This is a genomic window from Apibacter raozihei (assembly GCF_004014855.1).
In the GTDB taxonomy this organism is placed as follows: Bacteria; Bacteroidota; Bacteroidia; order Flavobacteriales; family Weeksellaceae; genus Apibacter; species Apibacter raozihei.
The window spans coordinates 1,413,285-1,435,853 of sequence record NZ_CP034930.1 but is presented as its reverse complement, the minus strand read 5'-3'; the positions used below and the strand labels follow the sequence as shown (position 1 = coordinate 1,435,853).

General features: G+C 31.9%; 23 protein-coding genes. 19 read left to right on the top strand and 4 right to left on the bottom strand.

Going from position 1 to position 22,569, the window contains the following annotated elements:
• Positions 1–3: 3 nt before the first annotated feature.
• Together EOV51_RS06485 and EOV51_RS06480 are read right to left on the bottom strand one after the other, a co-directional pair.
• Entirely contained in the window at positions 4–990 is a 987-nt protein-coding gene (locus EOV51_RS06485) for a YeiH family protein (RefSeq protein ID WP_128153308.1), read from the bottom strand.
• Between the two features lie 59 nt (positions 991–1,049).
• Positions 1,050–1,943: a LysR substrate-binding domain-containing protein gene (locus EOV51_RS06480; RefSeq protein WP_128151068.1), complete on the bottom strand. Its 894-nt coding sequence runs from the start codon at positions 1,941–1,943 to the stop codon at positions 1,050–1,052.
• A gap of 229 nt (positions 1,944–2,172) precedes the next feature.
• On the opposite strand from EOV51_RS06480, the gene EOV51_RS06475 reads away from it, so the two are divergent.
• The 5 genes from EOV51_RS06475 (at position 2,173) to EOV51_RS06455 (ending at position 6,148) form a co-directional block, all read left to right on the top strand.
• Positions 2,173–2,640, top strand: coding sequence for a BON domain-containing protein (locus tag EOV51_RS06475; protein WP_128151066.1), 468 nt, complete (start codon positions 2,173–2,175; stop codon positions 2,638–2,640).
• 6 nt (positions 2,641–2,646) lie between these two features.
• Positions 2,647–3,066 (top strand): SH3 domain-containing protein, encoded by a 420-nt coding sequence (locus EOV51_RS06470; protein ID WP_128151064.1) that lies wholly within the window; start codon positions 2,647–2,649, stop codon positions 3,064–3,066.
• A 256-nt stretch (positions 3,067–3,322) separates the two neighbouring features.
• Positions 3,323–4,381, top strand: a complete 1,059-nt coding sequence (locus tag EOV51_RS06465) for an endo-1,4-beta-xylanase (RefSeq protein WP_128151062.1) — start codon at positions 3,323–3,325, stop codon at positions 4,379–4,381.
• A gap of 258 nt (positions 4,382–4,639) precedes the next feature.
• The gene (locus EOV51_RS06460) at positions 4,640–5,377 is read left to right on the top strand and encodes an SDR family NAD(P)-dependent oxidoreductase (protein WP_128151060.1); all 738 of its coding nucleotides are present in this window, start codon (positions 4,640–4,642) and stop codon (positions 5,375–5,377) included.
• 6 nt (positions 5,378–5,383) lie between these two features.
• Positions 5,384–6,148, top strand: coding sequence for an SDR family NAD(P)-dependent oxidoreductase (locus EOV51_RS06455; RefSeq protein ID WP_128151058.1), 765 nt, complete (start codon positions 5,384–5,386; stop codon positions 6,146–6,148).
• Between the two features lie 52 nt (positions 6,149–6,200).
• On the opposite strand, the gene sstT is transcribed toward EOV51_RS06455, so the two are convergent.
• Positions 6,201–7,406 carry a serine/threonine transporter SstT gene (sstT, locus tag EOV51_RS06450; RefSeq protein ID WP_128151056.1) on the bottom strand — a complete coding sequence of 402 codons (1,206 nt, stop codon included), beginning with the start codon at positions 7,404–7,406 and terminating at the stop codon, positions 6,201–6,203.
• Positions 7,407–7,559: 153 nt separating this feature from the next.
• Between sstT and EOV51_RS06445 the strand changes: the two genes are divergently transcribed.
• From EOV51_RS06445 to EOV51_RS06380, 14 genes are all read left to right on the top strand, one after another.
• Positions 7,560–9,791: a nitric-oxide reductase large subunit gene (locus tag EOV51_RS06445; protein ID WP_128151054.1), complete on the top strand. Its 2,232-nt coding sequence runs from the start codon at positions 7,560–7,562 to the stop codon at positions 9,789–9,791.
• 168 nt (positions 9,792–9,959) lie between these two features.
• The gene (locus EOV51_RS06440; RefSeq protein ID WP_164875254.1) at positions 9,960–12,014 is read left to right on the top strand and encodes a M48 family metallopeptidase; all 2,055 of its coding nucleotides are present in this window, start codon (positions 9,960–9,962) and stop codon (positions 12,012–12,014) included.
• Between the two features lie 385 nt (positions 12,015–12,399).
• On the top strand, positions 12,400–13,797 hold the full coding sequence (locus EOV51_RS06435; RefSeq protein ID WP_128151050.1) for an RtcB family protein: 1,398 nt from the start codon (positions 12,400–12,402) through the stop codon (positions 13,795–13,797).
• Positions 13,798–13,805: 8 nt separating this feature from the next.
• On the top strand, positions 13,806–14,576 hold the full coding sequence (locus EOV51_RS06430; protein WP_128151048.1) for a hypothetical protein: 771 nt from the start codon (positions 13,806–13,808) through the stop codon (positions 14,574–14,576).
• A 52-nt stretch (positions 14,577–14,628) separates the two neighbouring features.
• Positions 14,629–15,261 carry a CatB-related O-acetyltransferase gene (locus EOV51_RS06425; protein ID WP_128153307.1) on the top strand — a complete coding sequence of 211 codons (633 nt, stop codon included), beginning with the start codon at positions 14,629–14,631 and terminating at the stop codon, positions 15,259–15,261.
• A gap of 41 nt (positions 15,262–15,302) precedes the next feature.
• Entirely contained in the window at positions 15,303–15,893 is a 591-nt protein-coding gene (locus EOV51_RS06420; RefSeq protein ID WP_128151046.1) for a hypothetical protein, read from the top strand.
• Positions 15,890–16,537, top strand: coding sequence for a peptide chain release factor H (gene prfH / locus EOV51_RS06415; RefSeq protein ID WP_128151044.1), 648 nt, complete (start codon positions 15,890–15,892; stop codon positions 16,535–16,537). Before EOV51_RS06420 ends, prfH begins: the two co-directional genes overlap by 4 nt.
• A gap of 13 nt (positions 16,538–16,550) precedes the next feature.
• Complete coding sequence (locus tag EOV51_RS06410; protein WP_228427747.1) at positions 16,551–17,399, top strand: metallophosphoesterase; 849 nt, start codon at positions 16,551–16,553, stop codon at positions 17,397–17,399.
• Positions 17,400–17,456: 57 nt separating this feature from the next.
• Positions 17,457–17,852 carry a hypothetical protein gene (locus tag EOV51_RS06405; RefSeq protein WP_128151042.1) on the top strand — a complete coding sequence of 132 codons (396 nt, stop codon included), beginning with the start codon at positions 17,457–17,459 and terminating at the stop codon, positions 17,850–17,852.
• On the top strand, positions 17,836–18,663 hold the full coding sequence (locus tag EOV51_RS06400; RefSeq protein WP_128151040.1) for an EF-Tu C-terminal domain-related protein: 828 nt from the start codon (positions 17,836–17,838) through the stop codon (positions 18,661–18,663). Before EOV51_RS06405 ends, EOV51_RS06400 begins: the two co-directional genes overlap by 17 nt.
• On the top strand, positions 18,660–19,103 hold the full coding sequence (locus tag EOV51_RS06395) for a hypothetical protein (RefSeq protein WP_128151038.1): 444 nt from the start codon (positions 18,660–18,662) through the stop codon (positions 19,101–19,103). The genes EOV51_RS06400 and EOV51_RS06395 overlap by 4 nt, the downstream gene beginning before the upstream one ends.
• Positions 19,100–19,852, top strand: a complete 753-nt coding sequence (locus EOV51_RS06390) for a hypothetical protein (protein ID WP_128151036.1) — start codon at positions 19,100–19,102, stop codon at positions 19,850–19,852. Before EOV51_RS06395 ends, EOV51_RS06390 begins: the two co-directional genes overlap by 4 nt.
• A 6-nt stretch (positions 19,853–19,858) precedes the next feature.
• Positions 19,859–20,038 carry a hypothetical protein gene (locus EOV51_RS06385; RefSeq protein WP_128151034.1) on the top strand — a complete coding sequence of 60 codons (180 nt, stop codon included), beginning with the start codon at positions 19,859–19,861 and terminating at the stop codon, positions 20,036–20,038.
• Between the two features lie 3 nt (positions 20,039–20,041).
• The gene (locus EOV51_RS06380; protein WP_128151032.1) at positions 20,042–20,536 is read left to right on the top strand and encodes a hypothetical protein; all 495 of its coding nucleotides are present in this window, start codon (positions 20,042–20,044) and stop codon (positions 20,534–20,536) included.
• A gap of 131 nt (positions 20,537–20,667) precedes the next feature.
• Here EOV51_RS06380 and EOV51_RS06375 read toward each other — a convergent pair whose 3' ends face one another.
• Positions 20,668–22,467, bottom strand: a complete 1,800-nt coding sequence (locus EOV51_RS06375; protein WP_128151030.1) for a GEVED domain-containing protein — start codon at positions 22,465–22,467, stop codon at positions 20,668–20,670.
• Positions 22,468–22,569 lie beyond the last annotated feature (102 nt).

The following is a 22,569-nucleotide window of genomic DNA, read 5'->3' as shown; positions in this document are numbered from 1 at the left end:
AAATTAGTTTACTGTCAATAAAATTACAATCAAAGAAAATACAGATATAAAAAGCCATAATCCTACTCCCTGCAGCAAAGGTTTAACTCCAACCTGCCGTATTGAAGTTAGACTTAAACCCGCTCCTATAAGAAATAAGGTTAAAGTCAAACCTCTTTTGGAAATTAATACCAGATAGTTATCAATCCTTTTAAATAGTGGAAAGTACTCAGGAACATACGTATTAAATACAATTGCTAACAAGAATAAAAAAATGAAATATGGAATTTTTATCTTTTTTTTATTGCTACCCTTTTCAGATTTAAAGGTAAATATAATAAAAATTGAAAGCGGAATAATCCAAAGGGCTCTTTCCAGCTTAACCATTGTTGCAATTTCCAAAGCTTTGGAACCGTAATGTTGTGCTGCCCCCACTACGGAACTGGTATCATGGATTGCTATAGCCGCCCAGAAACCAAATTGTTCCTGCGAAAGATTAAGTAAATGTCCGATAAACGGAAATAGAAATAATGCTATAGAGTTTAAAATAAATATGGTGGCCAGTGAAATTGAAGTTTCGTGTTCATTTGCCTGAATAATAGGTGAAGTTGCAGCAATAGCACTTCCTCCACATATAGCAGTACCTGAAGAAATTAACATAGATATTTTTTTATTTATTTTCAAACTTCTGCCTAATAAAGTGCCTATAAATAAAGTGAGCATTATAGAACCTACAGTAAAAATTAAACCTTCACTGCCCACTTTTATTGCAGTGAACATATCCATCCCAAAACCTAATCCGACAACTGAAAACTGTAAAAGATACTGAGTTATTTTTTTTGTCATGGCTGGAAAAGGATTACCTAGAACAAATGAAAATATAATTCCCAGCAACAAAGCCATTGGAGTATCAACCAAGGGAGACAAACACAACAAACCTATAAAAATAAATAAAACTTGTTTGGCTGTATGTAAGGGAACATATAATTTTTTTTCTTTCCATGCATTCATACAGCAAATATCCATGTATTATACAGGATATGCCAATGAAAAAAAGTTATCCTTTATAACTATAAGTTATACTGAGCTGTTGCAAACTTCATAAACAAATCTGAAACACCCTCCGGAACACCTTGATTGTAAACAAAATAAAACCATCTTTTAATATCTACTTTTTCAATATCAATCACTTGAAATTCTCCATTTTTAATTTCTTTACTTACTGCTGCTATTGATACAAAACCAATGCTATCTGCATGGGTAAGATAAGACTTTATACTTTCTGTACTTCCTAAATGCATAGCTACAGTTAAATCTTTCAGTTGCAATTTATGTTTACTCAATGCATCTCTGATAATATCTAAACTTCCGGAACCAGGCTCACGCAAAACCAGGGGTATCTTTTTCAATTCCTTCAGAGATAAAGTTTCCTCACGAGCTATTTTTTGAGATGTATGAGCTATTGCTACAATTTCATCTTCTATAAAAGGAACGTATTTTAATTGTTTATTTTTTGGTTTTCCTTCGACAATACCTAACTGAATTTTTTTATCTATTAAATAACTCTCAATACTCCGGGTATTGGCTGTTACTAATGATAATTTAATATCCGGGTATTTGATATGAAATTGAGACATTAGCGAGGGTAATAAATACTGACCCACAGTTGTACTTGCTCCCAGCTGAAATGTACCCGTAAAGTTTTTTTTTATTATATCTAAATCATATCTGATCTGTTTATACGATTCCAGTATATTTTCTGCATGAGCAAATAAGACTTTACCTGCTTCAGTAAGTTCAATCCTATTTCCTTTTCTTAAAAAAAAACTTAAGTCATATTCCAATTCCAGTTCTTTAATATTTTTAGTAACAGCAGGCTGAGATATAAACAGTTCATCTGCTGCTTTAGTAAAACTAAGATTTTTGGCTACGGAGTAAAATATTTTCAGTCGAAAATCTGACATAATTCAATAAATTTTATACAAAGTAAATCAATAATTCTCATCTATTATTTTTAATTGAACCATAACTCAGCTCTTTTTCTTATATTTTTTTTTATTATTATTGATGATATTAATAAGTAAGCGATATCTTTTTGCTTAAAAATCTATTTAAAATAAAAAATAATGGAATAGTTTTTGTTTTATCTTAAGCTGTTAGTTTAATATTTTTAAAAACCAAATAAATTAAATTATGAAACAATTAAGCAAGTTTTTAGTAGCATTCGCTATTATGGGATCATTAACTGTAGCAGTAACGTCATGTAAATCCGGCCCTAAGGATTCGGAATTAACTACTCAGGCTCAAGCTGTTTTACCAGAAGGAGTAACTATTGATGTTAAAAAAGGTGTAGCCACTCTTACCGGTGAGTTTAATGACGACATTGCTCAACAATCTGCAGAAAATGCTCTGAAAGCTATTCCGGGTATTAAAACTGTTGAAAATAAAGCTACAGTTAAAGCAGTAGTAGTTTCCGCAGACGAAGAGCTAAAAGCTAAAATTAATACAGTTCTAAAAAATTATGCAGGTGTAACTGCTGATGTAAAAGATGGTGTTGTTACTCTGAATGGAGAATTGCAACGTGTGGATTTACCTAAATTAATGCAGGCCGTTACTATGTTACAACCTAAAAAAGTAGAACAAAAATTAACATTAAAATAAACAGAGATGGCATTACAAGATAAATACTCAGAATTAATAACAAAAGCAAACAGTTTAGGTGTAAGCAACTTATCCGTAAGGGAACAAAATGATGTTCTATATATACAGGGAGAAGCTCCTAACGGAGAAGTAAAAGATCAGCTATGGTCAACGTACAATTCAATTGATCCTGATTTTAAATCCGGTGATTTGATTCTTGATGTTAACGTATCCCCTGATGCTCCCTCTTCTGAATATAAAGTCACTACCCAAAGCTCTAATCTGAATATAAGAAAAGGACCGGGTACCGATCAAGAAATCATTGGAAAAGCTGCTCACCAGTCTACTGTTACTTTTTTAAGTAAATATAACGATGATTGGTATTTAATACGTTCTGCAGAAGGTGTAGAAGGATATTGCAATACAGAATATTTAACCGCAATTTAAAGCAAATCATCATCTAAAATAAAAAAAAGTTTAGGACATCCTAAACTTTTTTTTATTTTAGACATATTATCATAAAGTCCTACTATAAAAATATTAATAAATACATATTAACTCTTAATTAAATTAATACTAAGACAATAAAAACTATATTTTATATATAATCAATCATAAAAAAAACCTTTATTGTAAAGATTGCGTTTTTTTCGATACTATAATATATTATCTTTGTTTCCTTAATTTAAAATTAGAGTTAAGAATGAAAAAAATCTTATTCTTCTTTTTATTATCCATAACAATCCTAACATCATGCAGATCCGACAGTAGTGAAGATACTGTGATTCCCCCAACTGTTAAAGAATTCACCTTAAAGGAAGCTCCCTTTCCTGTTGGATTTACTGTAAATTCCACACTACTCAATCAAGATTCCAAATTTCGTAAAATATTAATTGAAGAAGCCTCTACACTTACTCCTGAATATGGAATGAAAATGCGGACTTTACTTCCGTCTAAAGACAAATATTATTGGAAAGAAGCTGATGACTTTGTTGAATTTGCTACAAATCATAATAAACGCATTCATGGTCATACTCTTATTTGGCATACGAGCACACCGGACTGGGTTAATAATTTTACTGGAGACCGCAATGCATGGATTGAATTAATGAAAAATTATATACACACAGTAGTAGGAAGATATAAAGGCAAAATTACTTCTTGGGATGTAGTTAATGAAGCCTTTTTAGAGGATGGTTCCTACAGACCTACTATTTGGCATCAGAAGATCGGACCGGAATATATAGAATTTGCTTTTAGGTTTGCTCATGAGGCAGATCCCAATGCTTTGTTATTTTACAACGATTTTGGAACTGATTATTTATATAAAAAAAGTATTGCTATAGGAAAAATGATAGAACTTTTACAATCTAAAAAAATAGCTATACATGGTATCGGTTTACAAATGCACACCCGAATAAAGCTAAATGAAGATTACCTGACTAAGGCCTTTACATACTTTACTAAATATAATATACTTATTCATATATCCGAGCTGGATATTCGTTTAGGTACCAATGCAAATCCTGTACACGAGTTCTCAGAGGAACTAGCAATGGAACAAAAAAAACAATATAAAATGATAGCCAAGATTTTTAAAGATTTAGTTCCTGAAAAGTTACAATATGGAATAACCATATGGGGAGTTAGTGACGCTCATTCCTGGTTAACCCAACTTCCCGAATGGCCTCTCTTATATGATAAAGACTATCAGAAAAAACCGGCTTATTATGGTTTACAAGAAGTTTTTGAGAAAAAATAAATTTACCTCTCTATAATAAATTTTATACAATAAGTTAACTTATCTTACTCCTATTATTTTTAAATCTCCTAATTATTACTTATTTCAAAAAAATTATCGGTATAATATTTGCACTTATAATAATAGCGCTTATTAACATTTAATTTACTTTATTATCAAATAACTTTTTTCTACTATTTGATCTCATATTTAAATATGAGAGCATTTCAACTGCTCTTACCGGACATTCAAATTGAAAACTTAAAAATTAGTAAATAGATGAAAAAATTAGTAAATAAAACAGCTGTTATTACAGGAGGTGCCAGTGGTATTGGTAAAGCAACTGTTGAGTTATTTGTAAAAGAAGGAGCGAATGTGGTTATAGCAGATTTTTCTGAATCTGGAAAACAATTGGAAAAAGAACTTAACGATCAAGGTTATCAGACTTTGTTTATTAAAGTGGATGTGACTCATGAAGATCAGATTAAGGAGATGTTTGCTAAGACCGTCGATAGATTTGGTCAATTGGATATATTATATGCTAATGCAGGTATAGCTAATGATGGAGATATTGATACGCTGGATTATGATAAATGGAAGCGAACAATCGATATTAATCTTAACGGTGTTTTCTTATCTGATAAATATGCTATTATCCAAATGCTAAAACAAGGCACCGGAGGTACTATTGTAAATGCAGGTTCTATTCACAGCTTTGTAGGAAAAAAGGGAGTTACTGCATACGCTTCTGCTAAAGGTGGGGTAAAACTTCTTACCCAAACCTTAGGCGCTACTTATGCCCGCCAGGGTATAAGAGTGAATGCAGTAGCTCCAGGCTATATTGACACCCCTTTAATTTATGGAGCTAATAAAGATGAACTGATACAGCTACATCCTATGGGAAGATTAGGTCGGCCTGAAGAAGTTGCTAAGGCAGTCTTATTCCTTGCCAGTGAGGATTCTTCTTTTATTTCCGGAACAGAATTATTAATAGATGGTGGATATACAGCAATATAATCTCTAATGAAAAAATTAGCAAATAAAACAGCAATAATTACTGGTGCGGCTTCAGGTATGGGAGCACAACATGGTATAAGATTTATAGAAGAAGGAGCTAAAGTAGTTTTTACAGATACTAATAAAGAAAAAGGCGAACAGGTTGTCAAAAAATTGGGTAAAAATGCATTATTTATTCCTCACGACGTAAGTAATCCTAAAGATTGGAAAAAAGTGGTAGATATGACGGAAGAAAAATTCGGTCCTGTATCTATACTTATTAATAATGCAGGTGTAGCAATTCCTAACGGAGGTACATTAACCCTAGAAAATACAGAGTTTGAGGGTTACAAAAAAATTATTGAAATAAACCAGTTTGGAACCTTGTTTGGAATGCAGGCAGTCCTGCCTTCACTCCGCAAAGCCGGAGGAGGATCTATCATAAATGTATCTTCGGTTGGCGGACTTTTGGGGATGTTTGGACACTATGCCTATAATGCTTCAAAATTTGCTATCAGAGGCATGACAAAAACAGCGGCCATTGAATTAGGCGAGGAAAATATCCGTGTCAACTCCGTTCACCCTGGGATGATCGAAACATCTATGATTAAAGCTTCAATAGAAAAAAATCCTGAAATCTGGAAAGATCAGCTCAAAGGAATCCCGTTACACCGAATGGGGAAACCGGAAGAAGTAAGTTCTCTGATGGTCTTTCTTGCTTCGGATGAATCCAGCTACTGTACAGGTGCAGAATTCATTATTGATGGAGGTAAAACATGTGAGGACAAATAACTTTTTTTACATAAATCTCAAAAGCTTTAAAGCTTTTGAGATTTATATATTTTTATTTTGGTTCATCTGCCATACAAGCAGCAGCAGTAAATAAAACATCTGTTGAAGAATTTAAAGCCGTTTCTGCTGAATCCTGAACAACTCCAATTGTCATTCCTACTCCTACCACTGACCACGCTACATCTTGAGGTATATCAAACAAGCTGCAAGCCAAAGGTATTAACAATAATGAACCACCGGCAACTCCAGAAGCTCCACAGGCACATAGAGCAGACACTAAACTTAGCAATAAAGCAGTAAATATATCTACCTTAATACCTAATGTATGTACAGCGGCCAATGTAAGTACGGAAATAGTTACTGCCGCGCCAGCCATGTTAATAGTAGCTCCTAAAGGAATAGAAATTGAATAAGTATCTTCATGTAATTTCAATTTTTTACAAAGTTCTAAATTTACCGGAATATTAGCAGCGGAACTACGCGTAAAAAAAGCGGTTACACCACTTTCTTTCAAACAGGTAAATACTAACGGATACGGATTCCTTTTTATTTTCCAGAAGACAATAAGCGGATTTATAATCAAAGCAACAAAAAGCATAGTTCCTAGAAGTAAACCCAATAGGCGTAAGTAATCCCACAAAACATCTAAGCCTGTTTCTGCTAAAGTAGAGGCAACCAGGCCAAATATACCCAAAGGAGCGAAACGAATAATAATTTTCACAATATAGGTTACCCCGTTCGACAAGTCTGTAATCATTACCTTAGTTTGTTCAGAAGCATGTCTCAAAGCTATACCTAACCCGATAGCCCAAGCTAATATGCCTATAAAATTACCATTAATTAAAGCTTTAACCGGATTATCTACAAAATTTAATAACAAATTTTTCATTACTTCTAAAATACTTGTAGGAGGAGCTAATTCTATTGATTCTCTTTGTAATAAACTCAGGGTAACCGGAAATAAAAAACTCGCTATAACCGCACACAAACCAGCCAGAAAAGTCCCTAACAAATAAAGTACAATAACTGAACTCATATTAGTTCTCTGCCCTTTTTTATGATTTGCTATTGCAGACATTACTAAAACAAAAACCAGTACCGGAGCAGCTGATTTTAAAGAAGTAAGAAACAATTCACCCAAAATCATAGTTGATCTTGCCAAGGGAGGAACAAGTACTGCAAGTAAGATTCCAAATAATAAACCTATTATAATCTGTAAAACCAAATTACCCTGTAAAATATTTTTTTTTATACTCATATTAATAAAACATAGCTCAAAAATACGGCTATTATAAACAAAATAAAAAATCTTTCTCCAAAATAATAAAAGATATATTTGTCTTTTATTATTTTAATCTTATTTTTGCTGAATAATAAAGGATAGTATTGTCCTTTATAAAATTTTTATACTATGAAAAAAGAAAAAAAATTGTGGTTAGCACTGGCACTTGTCCTATTTGCTTCATTTTTAACTTTAGGATATTACGGAATTCAAATTTATCAGCAATCCCCTCCTATTCCTGAAAAAATTATAACAACTAACGGTGATCTGATATTTACAAAAAAAGATATATTGGACGGTAAAAATATCTGGCAAAGCATGGGTGGGCAGGAAATAGGCTCAATTTGGGGACATGGGGCTTATCAAGCTCCAGACTGGACAGCAGACTGGTTGCATAAAGAAGCTACATTATTATTAGCTGAATATTCGGAAAAAATATATTTTATTCCCTATGATAAACTAGATTCTGACAAAAAAAGTCTATTAAAAAACAGACTTCAAAAAGAATTACGGGCTAATACGTATAGCAAGGAAAACGGAAATATCATTGTTTCAGATAACAGGGCAAGAGCAATAAAAAATTTATGTGACTATTATCAGGGATTATTTATGGATAATCCTGAATATTCTCAGCTTAGGGACCATTATGCTATTCCGGAAAACACTATTAAAGATCCGGAAAAAATGAGACAAATGAATGCTTTCTTTTTTTGGGCCACCTGGGCCACTGTTACGGAGAGACCTGGCACCGATATATCATATACTCATAATTGGCCTTACGATGAATTAGTTGGTAATAATGCCACTGCAGATATTTTAATCTGGTCTGGAGTAAGTATCATATTATTAATTTTGTGCATTGGTATTTTAGCTTTTTACCATGCTCAATCCAAAGAGGATAGTTTTATTTCGTTACTTAATGATCCTTTAATTCAAGAAAAAACAACTCCATCTATGAAGCGCATAAAAAAATATGTAGTTGTTGTAGGACTTCTTATGATATTACAGGTAATGCTCGGAATTATAACAGCGCATTACGGTGTAGAAGGATCAGGATTATACGGCATTCCTTTAAACAAAATTCTCCCTTACTCTGTTACACGTACCTGGCATACACAATTGGCTATTTTTTGGATAGCTACTGCATGGCTGGCAACAGGTTTGTATATGGCACCGGCTCTATCAGGTAAAGATCCGAAATTTCAAAGTCTGGGAGTAGATTTTCTTTTCTACGCCTTACTTATCATAGTATTTGGCTCAATGACTGGACAATGGCTGGCCATTATGCAAAAATTAAATCCAAACACTAACTTTTGGCTGGGACATCAAGGATTTGAATATGTTGACTTAGGTAGATTCTGGCAATTATTTCTATTTATCGGATTACTTATTTGGCTGATACTTATGACTCGTCCTATCATACCTGTACTTAAAGAAAATCCAAAAAAAAGAAGCCTGCTACTTTTATTTCTAATATCATGCATTTCAATTGCACTGTTTTATGCTGCAGGACTGATGTGGGGACAGCACACACATTTGAGTATTTCTGAATACTGGAGGTGGTGGGTTGTTCACTTATGGGTTGAAGGATTTTTTGAAGTCTTTGCCACCGTTGTTATTGCCTTTTTATTTGTTCGGATGGGACTTTTAAAAGAAAAAACAGCCACCATTAATGTACTGTTTTCTACCATCATCTTTCTCTCCGGCGGAATTATAGGAACATTCCATCATTTATATTTCACCGGAACAACACCAGCGGTAATGGCTCTAGGTGCATGCTTTAGTGCTTTAGAAGTGGTGCCACTGACTTTAATAGGATTTGAGGCCTTTGAAAATTATAAAGCCTCACAGGTAAATGAATGGATGAAAGATTATAAATGGCCTATTTATTTTATGGTTTCCGTAGCTTTCTGGAATTTTTTAGGAGCCGGTGTTTTTGGTTTTTTGATTAATCCTCCAATAGCATTATATTACTTACAAGGCTTAAACACAACGGCTTTACATGCTCATACTGCATTATTCGGAGTTTATGGCATGTTGGGCATAGGATTTATATTATTTGTATTAAGAAGTATGTATAGAAATGTTAAATGGAACGATACACTTCTTAAGTTATGTTTTTGGAGTCTGAATATAGGATTATTACTAATGGGAATATTGAGTTTGCTTCCTATAGGGATTTGGCAAGCTATAGAAAGTATTGATAAAGGGATGTGGTATGCCCGCTCTTCAGAATTGATGCAAAAACCGGAAATGATTCTTTTAAAATGGTTACGCTCAGTGGGTGATACTATATTTGCTGTGGGTATATTCAGTGGGGTTATATTTATTTTCAGACTTTGTGTAAAGAAAATTTCATAAATCCGCACAATTACCAACAACAATAGCTAATCCATTACAAATGATATAAATAAAAATATATTTCATAGGACAACTTAAATATTTATTACATAAATAAAACATTATAGTTGATATTTTAACAATTTAAGCAAATAAAGTCTACCTTTGTAAACTCAATTACTAATGATCATGAAATATACTGCCACAGTCTCCGATGACTTTAAAAAAAATACCGTATGGGCTATTTTATCTGTCTTTTTATTTATCATCGTTTATGTTATACTACTTAGTTTTTCAATACTTCTAACTTTATTTTGCGGATATTTTGGTATCATGATTATGGTTAGTCATTTTCATTATACTACTCTGGCTATAGGAATATCACTTATTGGGTTAGGAATATTAATTTTAGTTTTTTTAATTAAATTTATATTTAAAGAAAATGCAACAGATAAGTCAAATTTTATTGAAATAACCCGCCAGGAAGAACCTCAATTATTTTCCTTAATTGATACCATCGTTGAAGAGGTTGGCACAGATTTCCCCAAACGAGTTTATCTTAGTGAAGACGTGAATGCTGCTGTATTTTACGACTCTACCTTTTGGAGCATGTTTCTGCCAGTAAAAAAAAACCTGCAAATAGGATTGGGCTTGATCAATATTGTATCCCAAATGGAATTAAAAGCCATTTTAGCACATGAATTCGGTCATTTTTCTCAGAAAAGCATGAAAGTAGGTAGCTATGTGCATAATGTAAACCAGATAATTTATAATATGCTCTATGAAAATACTTCTTACAGTAGCTTCATACAAGGATTTGCTAGCATCAACAATTTAACAGCTCTAGCTTCTTATATAGCCGTTGGATTTATAAAAGTCATCCAATGGATTTTGCAAAAAATGTATTCTATCATCAATATTCGCTATTTAAAGCTTTCCAGAGAAATGGAATTTCATGCAGATGAAGTTGCTGCACACGTTACCGGATATATGCCTTTAAAAACGTCATTATTAAGATTAGATCTGGCTGAGCATTCTTATAGTTCAGTCATAAAATTTTACTCTGGAAAAGTATCTGATTGTATAAGAAGTAAAAATGTTTTTAAAGAACAACACTCGGTCATGAAATTTTTAGCTAGCGAAATAAATCTTGAAATTAAAGAAAGTTATCCGTTAGTTACTTTTGAACATATTAATAAATATAACAAATCCAAGCTGAATTTTACTTCTCAGTGGACATCTCATCCTTCCCTAAAAGATAGAATTTCAGCTTTGGAAAAGACTAATATAGTTAAAGAAAACGATGATTTTAAACCAGCCAATCAATTGTTTTCAAATATTGAAATTTTACAGGAAACAGTTACAGACCAAATATTTTCAAAAGTACAATACAAAGATTCAGTTACACAATACTCGTTAGGTGACTTTACGAAAGCATATACTTCTGATTTTTATACAAACAGCTACAACAAATTTTACAACAATTATTACGATTCCAGAAATCCTATAAAATTTAAGGAAGAATATAAACAAATATCTTTCGACGGTAATATAAGTGATTTATTCTCGACGCAAAAGATTGAAAACATTTACATTTCACAGGCACTAAACAATGACATTGAAAGTTTAAAACATATAGGAGATAAAAGAAATAAAATAAAGTCATTTGATTATGACGGTATTAAGTATACACGGAAGAATGTAAAAGAATTAATTGAAAAGCTTAGTATAGAACTGGAAGAATGTAATCTTCTCAATGAAGAAAACGATAAACAAATATTTGCTGCATTTAATAATCTGGCATTAAAAACAGGAAAAGAAAAACAGTTTACAGAAAAGCATATTCTTTTCACTAATACCGAGGACTTTTTTAACATCAAGAACGATTTTTTAAATGATTTTATTGAAAAGACTAATTTTTTTCAATATGAAACTTCTACCGCTAAGATAAAAGAACATGTAAGCAAACTATATAAACTGGAAGAAGAATTTAAAAAGAATATTAATGGTATTCTTAACAATAGTCATTATGCTTCAAAACTTTCTGATGACACAAAAACAAGTTTTGAAAAATATATTTCAGACAAACAAATTTATTTCGTAGAAAAAGAAGATATATATAACAATGATGCCATCCTATTATTGTTTATCTGTATTCAAGAATTTTCAGATTTTTTAGCCCAACTTATGTTTGATACTAAAAAAGACTTTTTAGAATTTCAGGCGGAATTAGTTGAGTTATAAGCTGCAATACGTATTAATAAAATCACATAAAATAAATTTGGATATTTAATAATTTATTTTATAAATTTGCAGTTCAAATAAGTATAACCTTTTTAAATAACGAAGCAAAATGTTCAATGTATCACATCTACAAATAATGAACGGTTTTCCTACCAGTGGAAAATCATAGCTTCGGGTATTTTCTTCAAAATAAATAAACAATATGTTTAAAGTAAACCCGAAGCAAATGTTTCGGGTTTTATTTTTCTACTAATTTACTGGTTATCATAAAATAATCCAAGCCCGAATCGTTTTTGATTGTTACTTGATTTTATAAAAAAATCAACACTCTGTTATGTATTCGTAAAAAAGTACATCATAACGGCCTAATATAAAAACAAATATCATGGGCAAGTTAAAATTAAAAGGAAAAGATATCCTAAAAATCGGATATCCCAATACAAAAATAATAAATACAGCGATCGAAGTAATGCAGAAAAACTTCGATAAAAGAAATAAAGCATACGTCTTAAGTATTCTTAAAGATATTCAAAAAAAACCGGAAGAATACAAAGAAAACTTAATGCTGGGACAAATTGCAGAAGAATTTCTGCAATTAACCAAAGTAGAAAAAAGAAATCTGGAAAGTCAAAGGGCCCCATTCACCATTTTTGGTGAAGAGCAAATTGCAGAAGAAGCAATAAAGCAGTTATATACCGCTTTAAAACTTCCGGTATCTGTTCAGGGAGCATTAATGCCTGACGGACATGTAGGCTATGGTTTGCCTATTGGTGGAGTTCTGGCTACTGAAAATGCTATTATCCCTTACGGGGTAGGTGTGGATATAGGGTGCAGAATGTGTCTGAGCATATTAGATATACCAGTTTCTTATTTGGAAGGAAGCAAGGATAAATATCTTAATGCTTTACAAGAAAATACAAAGTTTGGAATGTATGAAACTCATAAAACCCATATAGAATATTTGGTTTTTGAAAATGAAGCTTTCTCTATGATTCCGATTTTAAGACGTTTAAAAGCCAAAGCCATCAAACAAATGGGTACTTCGGGAGGAGGAAATCACTTTGTGGAATTTGGAGAAGTAGAAATAACGGATGAGAAAAATGAGTTTAATTTACCTAAAGGCAAGTATACCGGAATATTATCTCACAGCGGTTCACGGGCATTAGGAGCAGAAATTGCACAATATTATACCCGGGTAGCTATTGAACAATGTCCGCTACCTAAAGAAGCACAACATCTGGCCTGGCTGGATCTTAACTCTCATTTAGGAACAGAATACTGGATAGCTATGAACCTTGCAGGAGAATATGCTTCTGCCTGTCATTCCGATATTCATAGAAGACTAATGAAGATAACTGGCGGTAGATTAGTAGCTCGCATTGAAAATCATCACAACTTTGCCTGGAAAGAAGAACACAAGGGAAAAGAAGTAATCGTTCACCGAAAAGGAGCAACTCCCGCAGCCGAAGGGCAACTAGGCTTTATTCCTGGTTCGATGAGTTCTAAAGGATTTATTGTGCGAGGACGAGGAAACGAAGAATCTCTAAATTCTGCTTCACACGGTGCCGGAAGGCTGCTTTCAAGACATAAGGCATCCAACTCTATTTCAGCTTCTGAAATTAAGAAAGAACTGAAACTTCATAAGGTGGAACTTATCGGTGGAAGCAAAGAAGAAGCCCCTATGGCTTATAAGAATATTAATGAAGTAATGAATGCGCAAACGGAATTGGTAGATATCTTGGGAACCTTTATGCCGAGGTTGGTACGGATGGATAAAAAATAAGAGAGTAAGTGAAATATACAAACGAAGAAAGGCAGTGGATAGAAACTTATAGGCTGCCTTCTTTTCGATGGAGAAAAAGACGAATAATAAAGGGAAAAGACAAACGCTTAATTCAACTTAGAAAAGAATCTGACAAAATTAGAATGATTATAGAAAATCTTGGATTTGAAGAGTTAGAAACTCCTATCCGGAAAGGATATGAACGCTTATTTGTGTTAAGGGAGGATGTAAGAGAAAATAAAAAATCTGATTTTTATCAAAACATACTAAACAAGATAAATACGTACCGGTATAGTAATGAAAAAAAATTTGCAAAAAGAAAAAGAAAAAAAAGACTTTCTAAGCACAAGTATAAACTAGCTGAAATACAGCAAATTTTGTTAGAACCGGAAAAGCATCATTTTGAGAAGCTAACGTTTAAAGAAGATGAAAAAAAATTATTTATCCTCATACAATATTATGATTATCAATCTAGAAAATGGAAAGAAAAATATGTTTTTAGTGAACCCTGGAGATTTGTATTAAAAGTACGTCCTTATTTTATTACCAAAATAAGAAAAAAAGATTGGGAATTAGAAAAAAGACGAGATGAGATAGACCGTATTATATATGAAGACAAAATTAACTCTCTTCGGTTACAAAAAATAAAATCCAGATCTAACCGCTGGAAATCCTGGTTGGGTGAAAAAGAAAAATATCAACTAAATCCAGATCCTACACAAAATATTCCCTTATCCAAAATATGGGAAAGCTATGAAGAAGAAAAACACCTTAATTAAGAATGGTACTAATGAAAAAAAAGATATAAAGAAAAAACTAAAAGTATTTAGTATGAAATTAAAAAATATTCCTGACTGTAATAAAATATTTCCATTAAAACATTATTCAAATTTATGTTTTTTAAAGAATGTTATTAAGAATCCAAACATTAGTATCGGAGATTACACATATTATGATGATTTTGAAGATATCATGAATTTTGAGAAAAATGTGAAATATCATTTTGATTTTATAGGTGATAAGTTAATTATCGGTAAGTTCTGTGCTATTGCTTCTGGAGTAACCTTTATTATGAATGGAGCAAACCATCTTATGGAATCTGTTACCACTTATCCTTTCGCTATTTTTGGAGGAGACTGGAGCAAAAGTATGGAGGGCAAGGATTACCCAAACAAAGGGAATACTGTAATTGGTAATGATGTCTGGATTGGTTATAAGGCTACCATTATGCCTGGAATAACCATTGGAGACGGAGCCATAATTGCTGCATATGCTGTAGTTACTAAAAACGTACCCCCCTACTCCATTGTAGGTGGTAATCCAGCTACTATGATTAAAAAGAGATTTACTGAAAATCAAATTAACCATTTATTAGAAATAGAATGGTGGAACTGGGACATTGAAAAAATTACAAAACATATTTCAGTTCTTACTTCTAATGAACCCTTTATTGAAATCTCATAATTTATGATGAGTAAAGGAAAATTTATAAATATTTATGACTAATGAAAAAAGAACAAAAAAGATATAAAGAAAAAGGATATTCCCATTTCGGTAAATTTACCGTAGAATGTCCTACCTGTAAAAAAAATGCTACAGTTAGCCATGAATATTCTTATAATAATTCTGTTATTACATGTGCTCATTGTTCTTACCAGAGAACAACGGAAGATTTCATCTTCTATAAAGCAATAGTAAATATAAACTGTCCGAATTGCGGAAAAACAATACATCAAGAACGGGGTAAATTAAAAGAAAAACCTAAAAAATATTTAGTTACATGTCCTGAATGTTCCATAAGTCTGACTATAAAACCAAGAACTGAAAAATATATACTCACAGGGAAAGTGCAGGGAATTAAACATGATCCGATTTTCGGATTCCCCCTCTGGTATCAGTCAGATATTCGAGGCAATTTATTTTGGGGTTATAACCGGGAACATCTATTGGAAATACAAGCCTATGTGGAATCCGAATTACGGGAACGGCATTGGAAATATGGCATGAGCATGGTTGAACGTTTACCTCAATTTATCAAGGATTCTAAAAACCGTGAAATTATAGTGAAAACCATAGATTATTTATTAAAAAAATGAATTCATCAAAAAAATATAAAAAAATTGTACAATTCTCTTCCGGCAGAGGCCCTGTAGAATGTGAATGGGTAGTGGCACGGTTGATTAAACTATTTTATAAAGAACTGGAAGAAAAACAAATAGAATATAAAGTATTAGAATCGACATTGGGACAACAAGCAGGTACATTACAATCTGTTACTCTGGAATTATATGGAGAAGATAAAATAATAGAACCATTTTTAAAAAACTGGAAAGGAGTTATTCAATTTACAGGTAAAAGCATGTATCGAAAATTTCATAAACGAAAAAACTGGTTTGTAGGTGTTCATGAAGTATCGAACCTGTCAGAAATTCAAATATCAGATTCCGATATTAAATATCAGGCTGTTCGTGCACGCGGTGCCGGAGGGCAAAATGTAAACAAAGTGAATACAGCGGTGCGTGCTACTCACTCCCCTACTCTGGTTTCCGTTTTTGCTATGGACTCCCGATCACAACTGGAAAACAAGAAACTGGCAAAAAAACGCCTGTTGGAAAAATTATCCGAACTAAATCTTACTTTAGTTAAAGAGCAAATTCAGGAAAAATGGAATCAACACCTGAATCTGGAAAGAGGTAATCCGACTCGCATTTTTTCAGAGAAAGATTTATTTATCAATTAATAAAAAACAAACAATGATACGTATTGCAATATTTGCAGATATACACGGAAAAATATTACTTCCTTTTAAACTTACCGATTATTATCAGAAAATGAGTCATAAAAAAGTAGATGCTATTTTTCAATGTGGAGATTTGGGTGCTTTCCCCAAGCTGGAAAACCTTGACAAAGCTACACTCAGGCATCAGAAATATGATAGAAATGAATTAGGTTTCCATGATGACTTTGTACAAGAGAATAAAGAAATTAAAAATTTCCTTCAACAACTTGATCTGGATATGATATGTGTGAGAGGAAATCATGAGGATCATGAGTATCTGGATGAGTTAGAAAATGCTTCAGATGCTCCTCTTTTTCCTATTGATATATACAACAGGGTCTGGATTTGTAAATCTGGGTATTTACAGACTTTTTGTAAAGGTGAGGAATGTCTGACTTTTACCGGAATCGGAAGAATTGGAGACCTTAAAAACCGTAAGGATAAAAGATTCGTACAGGAATATGAGAAAAGACAAATAAACAAGCTAATAAAAAAACACAGTTATCTGGATCTGCTTATTTCTCATGATAAAGATGATTCTTCCCAAAGAGGATACGGAATGCCTGAATTAAGAAAAATAACTGATAGTATTTGCATTCCTTATCATTTTTATGGACATACGGGTGAAGATTTCAATCAACAAGTCTCTCCAAATGGAATTACCAATCACATTAAAATAAAAGAACTGGAATTTGACAGCTCAGGTTCCCTTCCTTATGGTTGTATGATCATCCTGGAAAAAGAGATGGATCATTTGAATTTGGAAATAGTAGATCAAAAAATTATTCTTCCATTTACTAAAGAACACTGGAAATACTTATAAGTATAGCCGCCATCTTCTTTGAAATAAAATTGATTTATCTTAGTAGACAATAGCAAAATGAAGAATAAAATACGTCAAATTATTGTTAATAAACAGATTTTAAACTGGAGATTCCGGACACTTAATTCTCGAGTTTCTCATGTTTTAATATTCCCAGCTGAAAATAAAACATGCAGAATACGCATTCTTTTCAGATATAATTTAACCTACACCGGAGGAAATCCCTTTAACGAAGGATTGCCTTTTAAAAAAGGTAATGAAACTATAGTTATTAATTTAAATCAACCTAGATTTATTAATGAGTTTTTATTACATATTTTAAAATATGAAAATATAAGTTTAACAGCAAATAAAGAATATGCTATTGATGGTCTAAAAACATTAGAGCAGCTGGGGTATAAAGAAAATAAGTTAGAGAATATTTTAATCAAAGAGTATGAAAAAAAAATTTAGAGATATAACAGTAAAAAAAGAAACTTATGAATGGCAATTTTTAACTGTAATCCGAATTAAAGTTAAAAATAATTCCTCTTATACTTTAACTGTTGATATAGGCTGGTATGATGTTTGGCTTTATATAAATTCATTACCTCCGGATGACTGTGAATTATGGCAGGTTACACCTCAATTTGTACATGATGCAATTATTTTTGCTTTAGATAATGGATGGAAAAAAAGATTCAAGCAACTTTCTATCAAGTATAAAAACAAGATGTTTCTATTTTCTGAAAAAAATAATAAACTTCCTGACCTGGAAGCAGAGATCTATTATTTTAAAGAAGAAGAAGGGGGTAGAAAAACAGCAATAGCAAATGGTTACAGGGGACAATTTTTTTATAATGACAAAGATTGGGATGCACCACAAAACTTTATTAATAAAGAAACCTGTCAACCCGGTGAAAGTATAAAAGTGTTTTTAACTACCCTTAATCCTGTTTTTCATTTTGGAAATTTTTTTATGGGAAAAACCTTTTTAATAAGAGAAGGAAATCGTACGGTCGGTAAAGGGAAAATTACCCGAATACTGAATCCGGAATTTGAAATACCTGAATTTGAAGAGAAAATTATTACAGCTATTAATGAATTTCCTGAAGAGTATTTAGAACCTTTGACTTTTCTTAATTTTTTAATTAAAACAGAAAAATATTCTTTCCTCAGCAGACATTTTTTTAATAGTGTGGAAGATCTACAAAACACTTTTCAGGAAATGGAAAAACAAGCAGTGCTAATAAGAATAAGTGAATCTTTATATATAAAATTATGATACTTTCTTTTGATTTAGATGACACCCTGATTAACGGAAAAATTACTTTTCCTGTTGAGAAACAAAATATAGTACAAAAAATTATCGGTTTTGAAAAAATACGCTTAGGAACTGTATCATTATTTAGAAAATTATCCCAAGATGGACATCAAGTTTATATTTATACAACTTCTTATAGAAATCCATTGCTGATAAAACTTAATTTTCTTTCTTATGGTATATTAATAAATAAGGTCATTAATGCAAACACGCATAATAAAATAATGAAAAATAAATCATTTAGATGCTCAAAATACCCTCCTATGTTCAATATAGATTTACATATTGATGATTCCGAAGGAGTAAAAAAAGAAGGTCTTGTTTATAACTTCGAAACTTTAATTATAAAGAATGAAGCCGATTGGAGCTCTGTAATTTTAAATAAAATTAATTCAAAATGAACTATTATTGGAAAGACTTATATACATATGATCAAAAATGGGATGGACTGGAACTTACTATTGAGAAGATTTCTACACCTAATCTTTTATTGGAAAGTGGAAACAACAGGAAAATGAAATTAAAATGTAAAAATCAAATATTATTTTGGGCTGCTATTGACAAAGACTATTGGGATGTTTCTGTTATAAGAACTTTCAGTGATAGATATACTTTTATAGGTAATATCAACTCACAGGAAATTGAAAAAAGGAAAGATTTATCAACAGAAGAAAAATACAAATCATGGAGTAGATATTATGCAAATATTCTTCTAAAAAGCGAAAATCATTTTTTTAACACTTCCCTATGGATTTTGAAAGGATATGAGAGTAATACCCGATGTATTCAATCTAACTGTATTTTTATAGAGAAAGACTCTTTTGATTCAATTCATACGGGCGAATGGGATCAGAATCTTTTATTTTCAAAAAAAGTAGATGTTGATTCTTCAAGGATGAAATGGTGGCGAAAATTGGCTAAACAAGACCAACTTCCTCCTGTATTTGCCTGGTTTATTCCTTCGATTGGTGATTATTGGATTATAGATGGAAATTACCGGTTAAAAGCTGCTATTTTAGAAAATAAACCTGTTTCAGTTATTGCCGCATATTCTGGTTATTATAAAGAAAATATTGAGAATCCAAAAAAACGACAAGCTATAATGCATTCAGTTCAAACCGCTTTAAAAAATAAAGATCAATTAAGTTAAAAAACTATGAAAGGGATAAATAACACTTTAATACAGGCTTTTGATAATCGCCCTAAATTTAATTTACAAACTTTTTCTAAAGGAAGAATAAAATCTGAAGCTGTTTGGATTAAAGAAGTAAGTGAGTACTTAGAACAAATTGACTATCCCGATTGGGAAAACGAAATAAAATACATAATTGAATAAACCATGAACACTATACAAAATAAATATTACTTTCAGGCATTAGACAACTTCCCTTATAATATGGAAGAAACCATAGAGGCCTTGAATTATGCTTTGTCTTATGAAAAAAATGCAGATTGTTTATGTTTGCTAGCCAGAGTATATTCTGAAATTTTAAATGATTATGAAACTGCTAAAGAATATTTTGAAGAAGCTATGTCTATCAATATTCATTCTTTAAATTTATATCCTTACTTCATAGATTGTTTGTTATGGAATGACGATTATAAGGAAGCAAAAAAACTTATTAACTTTGCATTGACTGTTAAAGGTATTGATAAAGCAGTCATCCTGAACAAAAAATCTCTTCTTTTAGAATATCAGAAAAAATATAAAAAAGCTTTAAATATGATTAACAACGCTCGTTTGCATACATATAACAGCAATTTCATGACTTATCTGGAATCCCGTGAAAAACAAATTAAACTGAAAAAGAAAAGTAATGAAAAATCCAAATAATGAAAACGAGAAAGATATTTTTTTATATCATTTTATTTTACATATTTTATAATACAATATTATTAACCTTATGTAAATCAATTATAATAAAAAAGGAGAATGTTTTTATCCTCCTTTTTTATTATAACTATCTAATGAACTAAAACTTTTTCTTTATAAGTAGCTCCGTTTTCAGATTGTATTACGAGAAAGACAATAGTCGCACCTAAAAGTTTATCTTGGGATATTTCATAAAGAGAGTTTGGTGAAAATTCTTCTGAAACTAGTCTTTTTCCATATATATCAAAAACATCTACTTTTTTAATGAGTAATTGCTCTGATTTAATAATTATTGATTTATTATGTGTGAAAATTTTAATATTCTCTTTTTTCAATGGCTCATCAATATCCAAAGTTTTCGTGAAAGTAACAGCAAAATCTTCCGCCTGTCCATACAACAAATTTTTGCATGCAGTTATGTTTTCTGATACCCAGTCAGCGACAACTCTCATTCGCAAAGGTGAATTAACTACTACATCTGAAGGAGGAGTAACGTTGATTGTTTCAGTTGTATTTTTAATTATTCTTTTTGAAAAAACCAGTTCATTCACTTCGTCAAACACTCCATCGTTATTATAGTCTATATAAGCTTTTACATTTTGATCATTTATATTTACTGAGATAGAAAGAGGTGTTTCGACACCTACAGGAATACTTGTCGTTGCTTTATCTGCATAGCATTTAGCAGGATTATCTATATAAAAAAGAAATCCATCAACATTATATCCCCCTGATTTGTAATTCATATCACCAAAAGTTACATTGGCAGGCCCCATTTGATACTCATTTTCAGGATTTGCAATAGATGTAGGTACACAAGCTTTAACGGGCTGAATTAGTTTTTTATCATCAGGTTGTTCTCCTCCCTTTGAATTAATATGAGAAGCTCTAAACGCCAATATATGAGCAATCGCTCGCTGTCCTTGACCATCGGTAAATCGGGTGAGTTTATATCCGTAGTTCATGATATTGTATTGAGTACCTTGATAATACGTTCCTGTACATGGGTTTATATCTGAATTGGTAGGTACAGGATAGGTATTTAATAGACTTTGCGTAGGTTCTGTATCGCATACAAAATCATCATCTACCGTACAATCGCCTGTACTTGGTGGGCATACTCCCCCGTTACCGCTTACGTCTCCAAACGTATGCTTTAATCCCATTGCGTGCCCGAATTCGTGTGATAAGGTGGTATCTGTATTTTTAACTATAGTAGACACCATTAATGTTCTGTCATTAGAACCCCCAGGATAATATGCATACCCCGCTAAACCTCCTTTCGAAGCATCGTTTCCATCAAATTTGTTTATTACATAAATATTATAATAAAAAACCCGATCCCATTGGCTCAGATTATATAACTGACTTTCAGTAACTCCATTGTTTCCGTTTCTTTTCACACCGTATTCAACATAATCCGGAAGCTGAGAACCATCAATACGGATAATACCTGAAGTAGGGTTACAATTCATATCTCTTTTTGCTAAAACCAATCGTATGGGTATACGTGTACCTCCCGTGCCTGGACCGTCAAATCCGGGTGCTGTACCTTCATATATTTTATTAGTTGCATCAATCCAAGATTGAATTTGTTCATCTGTCTTATTATACTGGGTACCTATCGGTGATCCATCATGAAAAACATGGACTACCACCGGAATTTCGTATATTCCGTTATCCGATTTGTATACTTGTTGCAAACGCCCTGACTTAGCTAACACAGAAAGTTCTTTGTTAAATTTCTGTATCCTATCTTTAAATCCGGGATCTAGCTCCATTAATTCTTTATTTACCTCTTCTGCACCACAAAATGTGTGATAAATATTTTCTTGTGCAGAAAGACTTAAGGAAATCCAAAGAATTGAAAATAAACTGTAAAAAATTTTCATACGTTACTTTTTATCCGTAAAAGTAATGCATATAATATTATTTTATCTGAATATTTTATAAAATTTTACCCTCAATTTAAAATTAAAATTTATAAATTGAGG

What these genes read in the sequence shown, in the direction of transcription:
- EOV51_RS06485 (WP_128153308.1), bottom strand. Translation starts at nt 990, where the DNA reads ATGAATGCATGGAAAGAAAAAAAATTATATGTTCCCTTACATACAGCC.
- EOV51_RS06480 (WP_128151068.1), bottom strand. Translation starts at nt 1,943, where the DNA reads ATGTCAGATTTTCGACTGAAAATATTTTACTCCGTAGCCAAAAATCTT.
- EOV51_RS06475 (WP_128151066.1), top strand. Translation starts at nt 2,173, where the DNA reads ATGAAACAATTAAGCAAGTTTTTAGTAGCATTCGCTATTATGGGATCA.
- EOV51_RS06470 (WP_128151064.1), top strand. Translation starts at nt 2,647, where the DNA reads ATGGCATTACAAGATAAATACTCAGAATTAATAACAAAAGCAAACAGT.
- EOV51_RS06465 (WP_128151062.1), top strand. Translation starts at nt 3,323, where the DNA reads ATGAAAAAAATCTTATTCTTCTTTTTATTATCCATAACAATCCTAACA.
- EOV51_RS06460 (WP_128151060.1), top strand. Translation starts at nt 4,640, where the DNA reads ATGAAAAAATTAGTAAATAAAACAGCTGTTATTACAGGAGGTGCCAGT.
- EOV51_RS06455 (WP_128151058.1), top strand. Translation starts at nt 5,384, where the DNA reads ATGAAAAAATTAGCAAATAAAACAGCAATAATTACTGGTGCGGCTTCA.
- sstT (WP_128151056.1), bottom strand. Translation starts at nt 7,406, where the DNA reads ATGAGTATAAAAAAAAATATTTTACAGGGTAATTTGGTTTTACAGATT.
- EOV51_RS06445 (WP_128151054.1), top strand. Translation starts at nt 7,560, where the DNA reads ATGAAAAAAGAAAAAAAATTGTGGTTAGCACTGGCACTTGTCCTATTT.
- EOV51_RS06440 (WP_164875254.1), top strand. Translation starts at nt 9,960, where the DNA reads ATGAAATATACTGCCACAGTCTCCGATGACTTTAAAAAAAATACCGTA.
- EOV51_RS06435 (WP_128151050.1), top strand. Translation starts at nt 12,400, where the DNA reads ATGGGCAAGTTAAAATTAAAAGGAAAAGATATCCTAAAAATCGGATAT.
- EOV51_RS06425 (WP_128153307.1), top strand. Translation starts at nt 14,629, where the DNA reads ATGAAATTAAAAAATATTCCTGACTGTAATAAAATATTTCCATTAAAA.
- EOV51_RS06420 (WP_128151046.1), top strand. Translation starts at nt 15,303, where the DNA reads ATGAAAAAAGAACAAAAAAGATATAAAGAAAAAGGATATTCCCATTTC.
- prfH (WP_128151044.1), top strand. Translation starts at nt 15,890, where the DNA reads ATGAATTCATCAAAAAAATATAAAAAAATTGTACAATTCTCTTCCGGC.
- EOV51_RS06410 (WP_228427747.1), top strand. Translation starts at nt 16,551, where the DNA reads ATGATACGTATTGCAATATTTGCAGATATACACGGAAAAATATTACTT.
- EOV51_RS06405 (WP_128151042.1), top strand. Translation starts at nt 17,457, where the DNA reads ATGAAGAATAAAATACGTCAAATTATTGTTAATAAACAGATTTTAAAC.
- EOV51_RS06400 (WP_128151040.1), top strand. Translation starts at nt 17,836, where the DNA reads ATGAAAAAAAAATTTAGAGATATAACAGTAAAAAAAGAAACTTATGAA.
- EOV51_RS06395 (WP_128151038.1), top strand. Translation starts at nt 18,660, where the DNA reads ATGATACTTTCTTTTGATTTAGATGACACCCTGATTAACGGAAAAATT.
- EOV51_RS06390 (WP_128151036.1), top strand. Translation starts at nt 19,100, where the DNA reads ATGAACTATTATTGGAAAGACTTATATACATATGATCAAAAATGGGAT.
- EOV51_RS06385 (WP_128151034.1), top strand. Translation starts at nt 19,859, where the DNA reads ATGAAAGGGATAAATAACACTTTAATACAGGCTTTTGATAATCGCCCT.
- EOV51_RS06380 (WP_128151032.1), top strand. Translation starts at nt 20,042, where the DNA reads ATGAACACTATACAAAATAAATATTACTTTCAGGCATTAGACAACTTC.
- EOV51_RS06375 (WP_128151030.1), bottom strand. Translation starts at nt 22,467, where the DNA reads ATGAAAATTTTTTACAGTTTATTTTCAATTCTTTGGATTTCCTTAAGT.